This is a genomic window from Spongiibacter sp., from assembly GCF_984394615.1.
This window is the reverse complement of the sequence record NZ_CFHTQA010000038.1, coordinates 1-14672: the sequence shown is the minus strand read 5'-3', so window position 1 is coordinate 14672 and position 14672 is coordinate 1. Positions and strand designations below refer to the sequence as shown.

General features: G+C 59.7%; 14 protein-coding genes. 4 read left to right on the top strand and 10 right to left on the bottom strand.

Annotation, left to right across the window (positions count from 1 at the left end):
* The first annotated feature begins 6 nt into the window (after positions 1 to 6).
* Entirely contained in the window at positions 7 to 267 is a 261-nt protein-coding gene (locus AC5DB9_RS13075) for a LysR family transcriptional regulator (RefSeq protein ID WP_169530613.1), read from the top strand.
* Positions 268 to 328: 61 nt separating this feature from the next.
* On the opposite strand, the gene AC5DB9_RS13070 is transcribed toward AC5DB9_RS13075, so the two are convergent.
* From AC5DB9_RS13070 to AC5DB9_RS13035, 8 genes are all read right to left on the bottom strand, one after another.
* Positions 329 to 787 (bottom strand): Dps family protein, encoded by a 459-nt coding sequence (locus AC5DB9_RS13070; protein ID WP_272989477.1) that lies wholly within the window; start codon positions 785 to 787, stop codon positions 329 to 331.
* Positions 788 to 879: 92 nt separating this feature from the next.
* Complete coding sequence (locus tag AC5DB9_RS13065) at positions 880 to 2214, bottom strand: sulfite reductase subunit alpha (protein WP_272989474.1); 1335 nt, start codon at positions 2212 to 2214, stop codon at positions 880 to 882.
* A 6-nt stretch (positions 2215 to 2220) separates the two neighbouring features.
* Entirely contained in the window at positions 2221 to 3042 is an 822-nt protein-coding gene (locus tag AC5DB9_RS13060; RefSeq protein ID WP_272989469.1) for a DUF4198 domain-containing protein, read from the bottom strand.
* Positions 3043 to 3079: 37 nt separating this feature from the next.
* The gene (locus AC5DB9_RS13055) at positions 3080 to 3583 is read right to left on the bottom strand and encodes a DUF2271 domain-containing protein (protein ID WP_022958076.1); all 504 of its coding nucleotides are present in this window, start codon (positions 3581 to 3583) and stop codon (positions 3080 to 3082) included.
* A 12-nt stretch (positions 3584 to 3595) separates the two neighbouring features.
* Entirely contained in the window at positions 3596 to 4201 is a 606-nt protein-coding gene (locus AC5DB9_RS13050) for a PepSY-associated TM helix domain-containing protein (RefSeq protein ID WP_272989465.1), read from the bottom strand.
* 126 nt (positions 4202 to 4327) lie between these two features.
* Positions 4328 to 6967 carry a TonB-dependent receptor domain-containing protein gene (locus AC5DB9_RS13045; RefSeq protein ID WP_272989463.1) on the bottom strand — a complete coding sequence of 880 codons (2640 nt, stop codon included), beginning with the start codon at positions 6965 to 6967 and terminating at the stop codon, positions 4328 to 4330.
* A 122-nt stretch (positions 6968 to 7089) separates the two neighbouring features.
* Positions 7090 to 8046, bottom strand: coding sequence for a FecR domain-containing protein (locus tag AC5DB9_RS13040; protein ID WP_272989460.1), 957 nt, complete (start codon positions 8044 to 8046; stop codon positions 7090 to 7092).
* The gene (locus AC5DB9_RS13035; RefSeq protein ID WP_272989457.1) at positions 8043 to 8567 is read right to left on the bottom strand and encodes a sigma-70 family RNA polymerase sigma factor; all 525 of its coding nucleotides are present in this window, start codon (positions 8565 to 8567) and stop codon (positions 8043 to 8045) included. Before AC5DB9_RS13035 ends, AC5DB9_RS13040 begins: the two co-directional genes overlap by 4 nt.
* 212 nt (positions 8568 to 8779) lie before the next feature.
* Here AC5DB9_RS13035 and AC5DB9_RS13030 point away from each other — a divergent pair, with 212 nt between their 5' ends.
* Positions 8780 to 9640: a hypothetical protein gene (locus tag AC5DB9_RS13030; RefSeq protein WP_272989454.1), complete on the top strand. Its 861-nt coding sequence runs from the start codon at positions 8780 to 8782 to the stop codon at positions 9638 to 9640.
* A gap of 109 nt (positions 9641 to 9749) precedes the next feature.
* On the opposite strand, the gene AC5DB9_RS13025 is transcribed toward AC5DB9_RS13030, so the two are convergent.
* Positions 9750 to 13139, bottom strand: a complete 3390-nt coding sequence (locus AC5DB9_RS13025; RefSeq protein ID WP_272989451.1) for a transglutaminase family protein — start codon at positions 13137 to 13139, stop codon at positions 9750 to 9752.
* Positions 13140 to 13455: 316 nt separating this feature from the next.
* Between AC5DB9_RS13025 and AC5DB9_RS13020 the strand changes: the two genes are divergently transcribed.
* Positions 13456 to 13881, top strand: coding sequence for a DUF6491 family protein (locus tag AC5DB9_RS13020; RefSeq protein WP_272989448.1), 426 nt, complete (start codon positions 13456 to 13458; stop codon positions 13879 to 13881).
* 50 nt (positions 13882 to 13931) lie between these two features.
* Here AC5DB9_RS13020 and AC5DB9_RS13015 read toward each other — a convergent pair whose 3' ends face one another.
* Positions 13932 to 14138, bottom strand: a complete 207-nt coding sequence (locus AC5DB9_RS13015) for a hemerythrin domain-containing protein (protein WP_272989521.1) — start codon at positions 14136 to 14138, stop codon at positions 13932 to 13934.
* A gap of 10 nt (positions 14139 to 14148) precedes the next feature.
* Here AC5DB9_RS13015 and AC5DB9_RS13010 point away from each other — a divergent pair, with 10 nt between their 5' ends.
* Positions 14149 to 14502, top strand: a complete 354-nt coding sequence (locus AC5DB9_RS13010) for a transposase (RefSeq protein ID WP_286855423.1) — start codon at positions 14149 to 14151, stop codon at positions 14500 to 14502.
* Positions 14503 to 14672: the final 170 nt, after the last annotated feature.

Below are 14672 nucleotides of genomic sequence, written 5' to 3'. Positions count from 1 at the left end.
AAAACCGTGAATTGCAGAACGATTGAGTACGTTGTCGAGTTGCTCCGAACAGGCTCATTGCAGGAAGCCTCGCGCTTCTGCAATGTCACTCCCGGCACCATGAGCGGACAGATCACCCGTCTGGAGCACTATCTTGGCGTGACGCTGTTTACCAGCCGATCAACTCCCGCCCAACTGAATCCGGAGGCGGAAGCCATCGTGGCAAGAATGCAGCAGGTGGTGGAGCATATGCGGGAAATCCGTCGGATCAGCCGAGGCATGGCGTGAACGCTGCCGACTTATGAGACATGACGCTGAACCGGCGCCACTCAGGCGCCGGTCGACGGCCTTACTGCATCGCGCGCAGCATCCACGCCGTTTTTTCGTGCAGGCGCATGCGGTCTGAAATCAGCCCGGCGGATGACTCATCCCCGGCATCCTGCGCCAGACTGAGCACGTCGCGACAGCGCCGCACCACCTGCTCGTGACCCTCGCACAGCATCGCGACCATGGTCTTGGCCTCGGGCACCTCTTCGACTTCTTTGATCGCCGTCAGCGAGGCGAAGGCCTTGTAGGTACCGGGCGCCGCCACATCCAGTGAGCGGATGCGCTCGGCAATGTCATCCACAGCCACCGCCAATTCGGTGTACTGCTCTTCAAACATCAAGTGCAGCGGCCGAAACTGCGGGCCGGTCACATTCCAGTGGAAATTATGCGTCTGTAAATACAGTGTGTAGGAGTCTGCCAGCAAGCCCTTCAGGCCCTGGGCAATAGCATCCCGGTTTTCGGCGGAGATTCCGATATCCATCCTTGTGTCCTCTGGTCAACAGCATCAATGAAGCACCATGGTAGCGCGCGCCCTGCCCCTTGCGGCCAGAGTTTGATAAGGCCAAACACATTTCAATAAACGTCCCGGCGATAGCGGCCATCATTCTCCAATTGCTCGACGCCGGCGGTGCCCAGCACCTCCCGCAGTGCCGCGTCGACCCCGCCTGCCATTCCATCGCGGCTGCCACAGACCATAATCACCGCGCCGCGCGAGACCCAATCCTGTACCGCAAGCGCGCGCTGACGCAGAACCTCTTGAACATAGGCGGCGTTCTGCTCCGCTCGTGAAAAGCACAAATCCAGCCCCGGCAGGTAAGCGTCGCGCTCCAGCTCAGCAATCTGATCGGCGTAGGGACGGTCACACGCCGGGGAGCGCTCGCCGTACACCAGCCAGTTCTGCCGATAGCCCGACTGTCGCCTCGCCTCGAGATGTCCCCACAGTCCCGCAAGGCCGGAGCCCGCACCGATAAGGATCAGTGGCGTATCGCCCTCCGGCGTGGCAAAGAGTGGGTTGGCGCGCAGCTTGAGTTCGACATATTCCCCCAGCGCCATCTGCTCGCAGAGATAGCCGGATGCCATGCCCGCTTGCCCGTGTTCGTCATACTGCAAACGTACCAGCAGCTCCACTGACTCGCTCTGCGGCAGTGAGGCGATGGAGTATTCCCGCGCGCGCATGGCCGAGCCGGACAGGCGAATTTCCGCAATCGCGCCCGCCTGCCAGTCCACAGCCTGCGTGGCTGGCGGCGATAAACGCAGGGCATACATCGGCGCGCCGGGGCTGCCCTCGTTCACACAGCGCCGACTCTGCAAGGTCCACGGCAAAAACTCGCCGTAGCCATGCGCGGCCTCTGCGGTGACAGCCTCCCCCACAATCGCACCCAGCCACTGATCAACCGCCTGTGCCATCTGGTCAGTGCCGCAATCAATCTCTGCACAATTGACCGCGCACTCCGCCCCGGCTCCTGCCAGTGCCGCATCAAGCTGATGGCCGTAAGCACAGAAATGCGGGTACTCACGGTCGCCCAGCGCCAGCACCTGATAGCGCAGCGAGGACAGGTCCGGTAACGCCGCCTGCGTGAACTGAGAGAGAAAGCGCGCGGCATTGTCCGGCGCTTCGCCTTCACCATAGGTCGCGGCAATGCAGTAAAGCTGACGAGCAGACTGCAAGCTATCGATATCCAGCCGGTTCAGCGGCAGCAATCGCGCACCGTCAGGCAGGCTTGTCGCCAGCCGTTGAGCAATGCCCAGGGCGCGACCACTCTGGCTGGCGTAGGTCACCAGCACATCCCCCCGACCGTCACCCTCACTGGGCTGGGCCAGTCGGTAGGCCCGAAGACACTGCCAGGTGAACAACAGCCACGCCGTAACAGCGAATAGCGCGTAGAACACCGTTTGCCAGTCGATCATCAGCGATTACTGCGGCAGAACCTCAAAGGTTGCCACGTAAACACCGCTGCGCTCGGTGGCCGGCGGCTTGGCCTTGCCGTCTTTGTACTCAGCCTCTAACCAGTAGCGACCTGCGGCAGGCCAGGCAAAACTGGCGACACCGTCGGCATCAGCGATCACGGTGATATCGTCCTGGCTGTTGCGGTAACGCACACCGGCGGGAATCACGGTGACGCTGGCGCCTTTGGCAGGCTCGCCGTCAATCAGAAAACGGAAGCTGGCCTTTTCACCGGCAAACAGATCGTTGGGGTGAGAAATCGGCTGCATTTCAAGGCCGTCGTTGCTGGGTGCCAGCGCTTTTTCGGAAGGCAGTCCCGCCGTGATAAAGGTTTCGATGCGGCGCGATGAATAACTGACCTGCAGATTCTTTGCATCCTTGGGTACCGCTTTTTCAAAGTCACCGGGCTTGGGCTGCTGGCCGCGACCGGGCCAGAACGCCCGCTTGCCGTCGGCGGTTTCCCAGCGAGCGCGCAAGCCGCTTCCCGCAATGGCAATTTTGTAGGTGCCGTCCTGCTTCAGTTGCAGGTCGAAGGTGCTGCGCAGCTTGCCGGTGTGGGGATTCTCCGCCTTCACCTTGCTGCCATCCGGGGCCGTGATATCCAGTGAACTGAGGCGCATGGCCGCGTGATCGGTATAGAAAATATCGTTGGATACCGCGGCGTCCACTGTCACCCAAGGCTGCTCACCCGACAGCACAGTAGATGCAGGCAGAAACCAGGCACGGTGAGCATCTGCCGCCATCGGCAAGCTGAAGGCCAGTGCAAACAGAGCGGGTTTAACGAGTTTCATAGCTTTTCTCCTCGGTCATTCTTGCGAATAGGAAAGATCAGGGTTCGAGATGCAATTGCAGGCGGCCGAGTTCGGTCTCCCCCTGCGCGGAAAGCGACTGGGCAGCCTTGGCAGGCCAGCTGAAGGGAATTTTCAGCAGCTCGCGACCGCCCACTTCCCGGGCCGCCTCAACATTGAGCAGATAGTCACCGGCGGGCAGCGCCTGCAGTGCAGCATTCAATTCAACACGGTGCTGGCCCGGCGCCTTGGTCGCACCACTGATGCCATCGACCGGCATATCCAGCCCCCGACCGCTGCGGCGCCACCACTGGCGCATGTCCTTAAGCCACTCTTCACCTTTTTCACTGCCGTCACGGAGCTGATACCACACCGCCACATTGTGAACATCGCGGCTGCCCTTGCCTTGAATCCATATAGCCACATAGGGACGGTGGTACTCCGCCACATCAATCGTGGGCAGTTCGACATCCAGCCAGCTTTCTCCCGCGTGGGCCGTCGAGCAGCACAGCAGCACCCACAGCCATAAGCCTTTTTTCCTCATGGTTTTCCCCAACTAGTGAACAAACAGAATGATTAATAAAAACGGAATCAACACACCCAGCGCGACGGCGGGCCAGGTAAACGGCCGGTGGCGTGTCTGGCGTTGCAATAGCAGCAGCCCCGTAAGCGAGAACAGCACGCAGGCCCCGGCAAAAATATCGATAAACCAGCTCCATGCGGTGCCGGTATCACGCCCCTTGTGCAGGTCATTGAAGTAAGCCACCCAGCCACGGTCCGTGCGCTCGTACAGCAAGTCGCCGCTGTACAGATCCAGACTCAGCCAGGCATCGCCACCCGGTCTGGGCAGGGCGACATAGAGCTCGTCTTCGCTCCATTCGGCGCGCCCCTGAGACAAGCTCAGGGCCTGCTCCCGCGACAGCCATTGCCGAAGCGCGCGGGGCAGTCCGGCCGGTTTCTCTGCCAGCGTGTTCAAGTCCTCGACCAGACTGTCGGGAACCATCACTTCCAGGCTGTAAACCTGCGGCGTCGAGGGAATACTCGCAGCATGATTGAGTGTGATGCCGGTAATCGCGAAACCGAGCATACCCACCAGACAGACGGCAGAACTCACCCAGTGCCACTGCCTCACGGTGCCTAATGCCAGGGTTTTCAAACGCAACGTGCTTTCCTTCTCGTTACAACGCAAAACGGCTCAACACATGCCGAGCCGATAGGGGGCCTTGGCCCCAGGGTTCTGACAGAGGCTGTCAACAGCCTCTGCCACATTCAAAGACAGACGAATGGATTAGAACGTCACACTGACGCCAACCCAGAAATTTCGCGCCTTGTCTTTGTTGTTGTAGTCATCGGTAAACACCACTTCACTGGTCACGCCCCGGCCGGTCAGGTATTCGTAAACACCGTCTCCGTTCAGGTCGTCATAGGTGGTGCTATAGCTGGTGAAATCTTCATCCAGCAGATTGTTCACCCGCGCGTGAATGGTCACGGATTCGTTGACCACTACCGAGCCGCCCAGATGCAGCACGCGATAATCTTCATAGTACAAAGGTCTGCCTTGGCTATCGGTACCGCGATAGCGGTCGGAGCGCTGCTCCCAGGTGAGGAACAGGTCAACCCGGTCATTGATCTGCCAGTCCAGCGTGGTGTTAGCCATATGCTCGGCACTGTTGGTCAGCGGCAGGCCTTTTTCTGCACCGCTGGTCTGCTCGCTGTCGGTGTAGGTGTAGTTCATACGCAGCGCCAGATTGGGTGAAATCTGGTAGCGTCCGGCCAGTTCCGCGCCCTGAATTTCAGCCTCGTCAATATTGATATTCTGGCTGTACTCGTCGTAGCCCAGGTCTTCATAGGCGCCAAGATTGGCACAGGGTTTCACACCCCCGGTCTGCTCACAGGATTGCACCGCATCGCCGCGAACAATCTTGTCCTCGAACTGATTCTGGAAGAAGGTGATATTGAAGTTGTGGCGCGCGGTCAGCGACTCCCAGTACAAGGCAACTTCGGTATTCACACTGGTCTCGGGCTTGAGGTCTGGATTACCGACGAATGGGCTGGTGCCCTGGCCGCCGAAGCCGGTAATACCGTTATACAGATCCGTGGTTTTCGGGGTTTTATAACCGGTGCTGATGCCGCCTTTTACCGTCCATTCGGGGTGCAGGCTGTACACACCGTAGAGGCGCGGACTGGTATTGCTGCCGAACTGCTTGTGGTCGTCGTAACGCACACCGGCGGTAATGGTCAGCGGGGTGATCGGCGTCCAGTTATCTTCGACGAACAGCGAATACATCTTATGTTCGGAAACAACACCCCGGCCCTCGTCGCCGCCTTCCATACCGAACACACCGTCTTCCAGCTCGCCGTCAATATACTGGCCACCCACGACCAGCATGTGCTCACCCGCGAGGTTTTCCAGCGGAATATCCAAACGCGCATCCAGCGTGTACTGGTTACTTTCCATCTGGCGTTTGGGACGCGGCAGGAAGGTGTCGCCCATAATCTCCCGACGTTCTTCCTCAGTCAGACCGGCATAGCTGCCCGTCCCCTCAAAAATCTCCTTCTGCAGGGCGCGCTCTGTAGCAGTCAGTGGCAAGGTACGACCGAGGTTCGCCGTTTCGATGTAGGCCAGCGAGACAGTGCTGTCAGCAAAACCCCAGTCACCCTCGTGGGTCAGCGACCACTGGTCGCGGGTAAATTCCTGCTCGGCGGCGTAACCGGCGCGGGGGCTGCTGGCAAACAGTCGATCAATACTGTCTACCGTCCCCAGTGGGAAGCTGCCGTCAGCGCTGGGGGTGTTGTCGTATTTCTGCTCAGATTTATCGAAATCAAAGACCAGTGACTGGCGCTCACTTGGCGTCCAGCTCAGGCGGAAGCCCAGGGATTTATTGGTGTTGTCGACGGTTTTTCCGCCACCGCCAAAGCCCAGCGAGCGAGTGTGGATCTCTCCGTTAGGGTCGCGAACCGACGCATATTCCGGGTTGGAAGCTTCCCGATCGTAGACACTGCCGCGCACGGCCAAACCCAGCTTGCCGGGAATCAGCGGTCCCATCACATTGAAATCGGTAGTGGTGTCTTCGCCGAAGGCTTCATCTTCCTGGAAAGTGCGGCTGAAGTTGATACCGCCGGTCCAGGTGTCAGTAATTTTCTTGGTGATCACATTGATCACCCCGCCCAGTGCATCGGCGCCGTACAGTGTCGATGCCGGCCCGCGAATCACCTCGACGCGTTCAATCGCGGTCAGCGGCGGAATATGGTTGAACTGGTTGCCACCGAAGTTGTTGGGATAAATATCACCGTGATTGTTCTGGCGGCGGCCGTCGATCAGCAGCAGCGTATAGTCGGCGCCCATGCCGCGCATACTGACGGTGCCCTGCCCGGTTTTATCGCGGGTCTCGCCAATGTCCACCCCTTCCAGCTCGCGCACCACATCTAGCAGAGTGGTATAGGGGCGGCTCTTCAATTCCTCCTGATCCACCACCGAAATACTCGCCGGTGCATCCGTAATCTTCTGCTCAAAACCCGAGGCGGACACCACCAGCTTTTGCAGCATGACGGTTTCGCCCAGGTCGATCGCCTCAGCCGACGCTGGCGCTTCACTCAGCACGTAGCTGCCATTGGCCTGGCGGTTGGCCGTCAGGCCCGTGCCACCCAGCAGCAGCAGCATCAACGCTTGCTCCGGTGTGTAGCTGCCGTCCAGCCCGGCGGTTTCGCGCCCTTCCAGCAGCTCCGTTGCCACGCTCAGCGAGACGCCACTCTGCTGTGCAAAGCGGGTTACCGCACTGCCGAGGTCACCGGCAGGAATCGAGAACTGTGTGAGGTTGGCAGCGGCTGGCTGCGCAATGACAGAGGGCGCGGCGACGCTCAGGCCCATTGCTGTCGAAAGCAGCAATGCCTGGCATCCACCGTGTGGGCGAAAGCGTTTGAATAACATCCGTAACTCCTTTTCCAGGGCTGTTGAGGGCCTGTTTTTCTGAGACTTGTGTAGGGATATCGAACGAAGCCCAAGAAAAGGGAACCGATTCTCAAAAATAAATGAGAATTAATATCAAATAGTCATGCCGCGCTGACATTCACCCACCACGGCAGCGGTACATCGACGCGGATCGGCAGACTGGCACCGAGCATTTCCAGCGCCATATCGGTATTTGAAGTGGGAAATGATCCCGTGACCCGCAGCGCCGCCACGTCCGGCGACACATGAATAATGCCGTGCCGGTAGCGCGATAACTCCGACAGCAACTCGCCCAGCGGCTCGTCGTGGGCCAGCAGCAGGCGACGCGTCCAGGCCTCGTAACGCGGCTCGGCAGCCTCCACCGCCACAATGGCATCGCGACCGAAGCGGCACTGCTGGCCCGCCGCAAGCTGCTGTACCTGACCGCCACGCGTGCGCAGATCGACGCGACCGTCATACACCGCCAGCACTTGTGCCTGAGCATCGCCGCCACCGCGCAGCGCAAACCGCCCGTGCTCACAACTCAGCTCGGCGGCCGCTGTCGACACCGTCATGGGCGACTTGCCTGCCACCGCTTCAACAAACACATCGCCGCGGTGAACGCTGAGCAGGCGGCGCCCGGCGCCTAAATCGCTGTCCAGACTGCTGTCGGTGTTCAACCAAACGCGACTGCCATCCATCAACGACAACTGCCGCACTTCGCCAACTGCCGTGCGCTCCCCGGCCAGCCAATGTTCATAGGGCGCAAACATCCAGGTCGCCGCCGACGTGACACCCAGCGCAGCAATACACTTCAACGAGCCGCGCCGGGTCAGCCGACGCCGCTGCAAGCGCTTGAGAGTATCGCCAACGGGCAGCGAGTTGCCGACATCGCGCAAACCGTCAAAGCGTTGGGAAACCGCTTCGATATATTGCCAGGCTCGCTGGTTCGCCTCGTCGGCGGCCACCCAGTGTCGCCAGGCGCGCTCCGCATCGCTATCCACCTGCTCGTCGGCCAGACGCGCATACCACTGGGACGCCTCTCGAAGCGCGCGGTGCTGTTCCCGCCCCAGACTCATATCAAGGCCTCGTCCGCTTGCACTTCCAACAGCACACACTCGTACATGGCTCGCGCCATATATTTCTTCACGCTGCGCTCCGACACAGCAAGGCGCTTAGCAATCTCGCTGTACGTCAGCCCCTCCAGTCGCGACATCAGAAACGCGGCCGCCACCTTCTCTGGCATCTGCCGCAGCATCGCGTCGACCTCATAGAGGGTTTCGATCACCAGGGCCTGCTCTTCCAGCGAGGGAATCACCCACTCCGGCCATGCCGCTACTGCATCGCGCCACGCCTGCTCCACCTGACGCCGACGCCAAAGGTCGACGCAGAGGCCTTTGGCAACCGTGGTCAGATAGGCGCGCGGCGAATCGTCCTCCAACACCTGCGGACGTCGCATCAAACGGATAAACGCGTCCTGAGCCAAATCGGCGGCATCGTGATCACAGCCCAGCCGCCGTCGCAGCAGCGACAGCAACCAGGGATGATGATCCTTGTAGAGGGCGCCGAACTGCTTCTGCGCCGCCGGAGAAACCGACATGGCTGACCTTGAATCCGGGAAAAGAAAACGACACACAAATAACAATCATTCTCATTATAGTAAAATAATGCCGCATGACACAATGCCGCTGTATTGACCTGTCAGGATCCCAGCACTGGCCCGGCGATATTGCCTTTGCGTGCCGCCTGCGTTTTATTAAAGTCTGGGTATCAACGCCCTACCGCTCGCCCGTCGCTAATAGAGGTCATACCGTGAAGCCAATCACCCATACCGCCCTATTGCTGATCACCGCACTCTCCTGCTCATCGCCATGGGCGAATGCCGTTAGCAATACCTGGCGAGAACTGACCTATTCACGATTTGATAACGCCACAGCCATCCCGCCGGGCACGTATAAGAAGGCCGTTTTTCTCGACACCGGCAGTCACTCTGCGCCGGTGGTCAGAGTGCAAGGAGCCCAAACACGATACGGCAAAGACCGGGCGAAGGAATTTACCCGCAGCATTGCCGGACCGGAGAGCTTCGCCCGCAACCCCGTCAAACTGGGTATTCGGCTGCCGGTGATCGACCTCGCCACACTGAACGCCGGCTACAGCAGCCCGGCATGGGGAGTGAACACCGAGCTGAAGCGACTCATGCCGCACTACAACGTGCAGACCCAGCAGGCGCTTGCCGACTATGCCGCCGCCAATGGCGTTGATCTGTTCGTGATTGAGGACGAAGTGCGCACCACGCTGCTGTCGCTGGGCACGGTGACGATTGGCGAGTACGCCGACAAAACCGATGTGCTGAATATGCGGACAAGCTTTGCACTGCATCTGTCCGGCAATTTGATCGCAGTCGACCCGCAAAGTGGCGAGGCCATCAGAGCCTGCGAGTTCAAGGCGTCGGAAAACCTCTCCAGGCTCGCCCCGTCAATGAAGAAGAAATACAAGAATGCCTGGCGCCTGAGCCCGCTTAAAGACCGGGACGACGGCGTCAGCAATTACCGGGGATCGAGTCAGGAAGAGATCGCCGCCGTGCAGCAGTTCTACAAAGCCACACTGCAGCAAGCGCGACAGGACTGCCCCTTTCTGCAAAGTCTGGAAAACAGTGCTGCCGGGGCGAGCTGACTTACTCTCTACAAGTCACCCTCTACAACTCACCCTCTACAACTGACCCAAGATGACTCAGGCCTCAGCGATGACGACTCCGCAAGCCTCGCTGACGCCTTCCCAGCCACTAACCGATCCAGTTGGCCTTGCGGCGCAGGTCCAGCGTGTGAGGGTATTCGCCCGGTGACTCTTCCGGTGGCGGTGACATAGGGCGCGGCGGCGTTTCAAAAAACTCGCGTACAGCATCCAGATCAGGGTTGGGGGTAAACGGCCCCGGCGTGTGGCTGGTCACATCAAAGCGGTTAATGCGCCGCGACTCGGCCTCGAAGGCGTTCACCGGGAAGACATCGTAGCTGCGACCGCCGGGGTGGGAAACGTGATAGGAACAGCCACCCACCGAGCGACCGTTCCAGGTATCAATCAAATCAAACACCAGCGGCGTGTGCACACCCAGCGTGGGGTGCAGCGCTGACGGCGGCGCCCAGGCACGGTAGCGCACCCCGGCCACGTACTCGCCGTGACGACCGGTACTCCGCAGCGGCACCCGGCGGCCATTGCAGGCCAGCACATAGCGGCCATCGGTCAGCCCGCTTACCTTCACCTGCAAACGCTCGACCGAGGAATCTACATAGCGCGCGGTGCCAAAGCTGCCCACTTCTTCACCCAGCACATGCCAGGGCTCAATCGCCCAGCGCAGTTCGATCTCAATGTCGTTAATCACCGTGCGGCCATAATGGGGGAAACGGAATTCCTCGAAGGGCAGCAGCCAGTCGCTGTCGAAGTCATAGCCGCGCTGGCGCAGATCGGCGACCACTTCCATCACGTCCGCCCAGATATAGTGCGGCAGCATAAATTTATCGTGCAGCGAGGTGCCCCAGCGCACCAGCGGCTTGCGGTAGGGCTCGTCCCAGAAGCGCGCGATCAGGGCACGAATCAGCAACACCTGCACCAACGACATGCGCGCATGGGGCGGCATTTCAAAGCCACGGAATTCCAGCAGTCCCAGTCGCCCAGTCGGGCTGCCCGGCGCATAGAGTTTATCGATACAGAACTCGGCGCGGTGGGTGTTGCCGGTCACGTCGATCAGCAGATTGCGCATCAGCCGGTCGATCAGCCAGGGCTGCTCCGCCAGCCCGTCGGGCATCTGCTGGAAGGCGATCTCCATTTCATAGAGCATTTCGTCCCGGCCTTCGTCGGCGCGGGGCGCCTGACTGGTCGGGCCGATAAAGGCGCTGGAGAACAGGTAGGACAAGCTCGGGTGATGCTGCCAGAACGACACCAGACTGCGCAGCAGATCGGGCCGTCGCAGTATCGGGCTGTCGGCGGGCGTTGGCCCGCCAAGCGTAATATGGTTGCCACCGCCCGTGCCGGTATGGCGACCGTCGAGCATAAATTTCTCAGTAGCCAGACGCGATTCTTTCGCGGCCTGATACAGCTCTTCGGTGTTCGCCACCAGCTCGCGCCAACTGCCCGCCGGATGAATATTCACCTCGATTACGCCGGGGTCGGGCGTGACCAGCAGCTTGGTCACCCGCGGGTCGCGCGGCGGCTCGTAACCCTCAATCATCAGCGGTGCATTCAGTTCGGCCGCGATTTCCTCCAGCACCGCCAGAATCGCCACGTACTGCTCCAAGGCGTAAAGCGGCGGCATAAAGATGTGCAGCTTGCCGTCGCGGGGCTCCACACACAGCGAAGTGCGAATCGGCAATGTCGACCCGCCACCGGTTATTTCAGCGGGCTTCTCGCTGGGCTTCGCTGCGGGTTGCGGACTGGTACTGGCAACGCCGCTGCCGGGCACCGGCATATGCGCCGAGCCATCAGTGTAGGCCTCACGCTTCAGCAGCGGCTGATGCGGTTCAAAGGGGTCGCGTTCCGGCGCACGTGGCACTTCATCAATACCGATGATTTCATCCAGCGGCAGGCGCAAGCCCATCGGCGAATCGCCGGGCAACAGAGTGACTTTCTCGCGTTTCACCGACCACACCGAGCTGCGCCAGCACTGGGCAAACAAATCCCATTCCAGCGGCAACACAAAGCCCGCTGGTTTATCCATGCCGGTTTCCAGCAGCCGCACCAGTCGGCGCCGGGTCAGATCATTCTTGGCTTTGGCGGCAAGCTTTTCGAGGTTGTGGGGAATTTTCTGTTCTTGCAGCAGGTAATAAAGTGCGTCTTCGTAAGTCGGTTGCAGAAAGCGCGCATCCAGCCCCAGGCGGCTGGTGAGCTTTTTGCCAAAAGTCTTGGCCAGCGCCAAGTCGTGACCGTAATCCTTGTCCACCCGCGCCAGCAGTTCCGGCCGCGACCACAGCGGTTCGCCGTCAGTGCGCCAGAACAGGCCCAGCGCCCAGCGCGGCACTTCCTCACCGGGATACCATTTACCCTGCCCATAATGCAGCAGGCCCTTGGGCGCAAAATGATCGCGCAGACGCAGCAGCAGCGTCTTCGCCAGTCGTAGCTTGTCGGCGCCCAGCGCCTCGGTATTCCACTGGGCCGATTCCATATCGTCCACCGACACAAAGGTCGGCTCGCCGCCCATGGTCAGCCGCACATCGTTGTCGACCAGCTTCTTATCAACATCCTCGCCCAGTTTGAGAATCGCCGCCCACTGGGCGTCGTTGTAGGGCTTGGTTACACGCGGATCTTCGTGCACCCGAGTGACGACGTTGCTGTAGTCAAACTCCACTTCACATTCGTCGGTAAAGCCGTCGATGGGCGCCGCCGAGACCGGGTCGGGCGTACAGGCCAGCGGAATATGGCCCTCACTGGCAAACAGGCCGGAGGTCGGATCAAGCCCCACCCAGCCCGCACCGGGAATATAGACCTCGCACCAGGCGTGCAGGTCGGTGAAATCTTCTTCCGGGCCGCTGGGGCCATCCAGACATTTTTCATCGGAGGCCAGCTGCACCAGATAGCCCGAGGCAAAGCGCGCCGCCAGTCCCACATGGCGCAGCAACTGCACCAGCAGCCAGGCGGAATCCCGGCAGGAACCCTTCGCCAGTTCCAGGGTTTCCTCCGGCTTCTGTACCCCCGGCTCAAAGCGCAGGCTGTACTCCACCAATTCCTGAATACGACGGTTGGTATTCACCAGAAAATCGTTCAGCCGCTCCTCGGGCTTGTCGATCTCTGCCAGCAGCTTTTTGAACAGCGGTCCCTGAGGTTTTTTCTCCAGATACGGCAGCAGCTCTTTCTTCAGCTGATCGGGGTACTCAAAGGGGAAGGCCTCGGCGTACTCCTCCACAAAAAAGTCGAAGGGGTTGATCACCGTCATGTCGGCAATCACTTCCACCTCAATACTCAGCTCTGTCGCTTTTTCGGGGAAGACCAGCCGCGCCAGATAGTTGCCAAAGGCATCCTGCTGCCAGTTGATGAAGTGCTCTTCCGGCGTCACCTTCAGGCTGTAGGCCCGAATCGGCGTGCGGCTGTGAGGCGCGGGCCGCAGGCGAATCACATGCGGATAAATTTTGGTTGGACGGTCAAATTTGTAGTAAGTGTTGTGATTGATCGCAATACGAATTGTCATCCCTGCCCCCAAAGCACGAGCCGGCACCACAGCGCCGAATACGCACAGTAAAGCATGGCTTCATGACCGGAATACATGCCTTTACCCTGCACTGAACCATTTATTTTTTGCCGTTGCCGCAGGGTGCACATCGCCGTGTTCAACACCACGGCGGCTCCCCAGCCCGGCAAATCATTGTGTGGTTTTGCCTATGCACATTCTTTGCCAAACAAGCGCTTAGCGCGCCGTATGGCATCACAATCTATCGCCGCCCTTTTGCGCAGCAGCCTGCTACACTCGGTGCTCAGTTATCGTGAACCGCTATGGAGAAATGCCCATGACACGCCAACGCCTTGCCACGCTGCTGCTCAGCCTCTGCACCGCTGCGGGAAGCACCACCGTCCTGGCGGAAGACAGCGCCGCGCCGAATCCCAACCTCAAACTGGCCACCGGCGAGCCCGTTCGCTGCCTGTCATTGAATCGCATCGATGAGACCGTCGTGCTCGACGCCAACAACGTACTGTTCTACACCGGCCGCAACGAGGTCTATCTCAACGACCTGCCGCACCGCTGCCTGGGGCTGTCGCGGAACAAACCCATCATGTACCGCACCTCACTGCATCAGCTTTGCAGTGTCGACATCATCACCGTGCTGGAAAGCATGGGCAGCAGCTATATGCCCGGCCCCTCCTGCGGATTGGGCATGTTCTACCCCATCAGCAAAGAGGATGCGGACAAGCTGAGAAAAGAAAGCCGGAAATAGCGCAACCGTCTGCACGGGCGTGCTAAAAGAAATGCAGGTGGTGGACCCGATTATTGAAAATACCGCGACACCGCCTGCTGCACCCAGCTCTGCTGCTGGTCCGGCTGAATCCCCAGCAGACGCTGCTTCACCAGCGGCGCGTATTGCTGGTCATCCGACATAATGTGGTCAATCAGCCAGTGCTGCAGAATCGTCGCCAACTCCTCGGCAATCGCCTCTATCCCCAGCTCGTACTCCGGCGACCAGACCGAAACCACAGCAGCGAATGTGCATGATCTCAATGCGGCGGATCAGCTTCTTCATGGAGAAGAACAGCGGGTCTGGGGTGATGCGGGTTATACCGGCATCCATAAGCGAGATGAATTTACAGATCGGGATGTCGATTGGCGCATAGCACTACGCCCCGGCACCCGGAGCAAGCTGACTGATCCGCTGCAGGAAATGCTGGAGGGGATAAAGGCCAGCGTTCGTGCGAAGGTTGAGCATCCGTTCCGGACGATCAAGCAGCAGTTTGGTTATGGGAAGGTTCGTTACCGTGGACTGGCGAAAAACACCAATCGCCTGTATGTCCTCTCGGCGTTTACCAACCTGCTGAGAGCGGAGAAATACCAGGCTTTGTAGGGAAGGTGCGTCTGTAGTCAGCCATATGGCTGACTACAGACAAGGCGAAACAGTAAATGGTGCTGTTTTGCGCGAATGGCGCGGGAAGTTGTGCAGAGCTTCCTTAGGCTAATTTTGAGCAAACAAGCTAGAAGACCAAAATTATTTGCCAGCTTCTGCAATAATCTCAA

What these genes read in the sequence shown, in the direction of transcription:
- AC5DB9_RS13070 (WP_272989477.1), bottom strand. Translation starts at nt 787, where the DNA reads ATGGATATCGGAATCTCCGCCGAAAACCGGGATGCTATTGCCCAGGGC.
- AC5DB9_RS13065 (WP_272989474.1), bottom strand. Translation starts at nt 2,214, where the DNA reads ATGATCGACTGGCAAACGGTGTTCTACGCGCTATTCGCTGTTACGGCG.
- AC5DB9_RS13060 (WP_272989469.1), bottom strand. Translation starts at nt 3,042, where the DNA reads ATGAAACTCGTTAAACCCGCTCTGTTTGCACTGGCCTTCAGCTTGCCG.
- AC5DB9_RS13055 (WP_022958076.1), bottom strand. Translation starts at nt 3,583, where the DNA reads ATGAGGAAAAAAGGCTTATGGCTGTGGGTGCTGCTGTGCTGCTCGACG.
- AC5DB9_RS13045 (WP_272989463.1), bottom strand. Translation starts at nt 6,967, where the DNA reads ATGTTATTCAAACGCTTTCGCCCACACGGTGGATGCCAGGCATTGCTG.
- AC5DB9_RS13040 (WP_272989460.1), bottom strand. Translation starts at nt 8,046, where the DNA reads ATGAGTCTGGGGCGGGAACAGCACCGCGCGCTTCGAGAGGCGTCCCAG.
- AC5DB9_RS13035 (WP_272989457.1), bottom strand. Translation starts at nt 8,567, where the DNA reads ATGTCGGTTTCTCCGGCGGCGCAGAAGCAGTTCGGCGCCCTCTACAAG.
- AC5DB9_RS13025 (WP_272989451.1), bottom strand. Translation starts at nt 13,139, where the DNA reads ATGACAATTCGTATTGCGATCAATCACAACACTTACTACAAATTTGAC.
- AC5DB9_RS13020 (WP_272989448.1), top strand. Translation starts at nt 13,456, where the DNA reads ATGACACGCCAACGCCTTGCCACGCTGCTGCTCAGCCTCTGCACCGCT.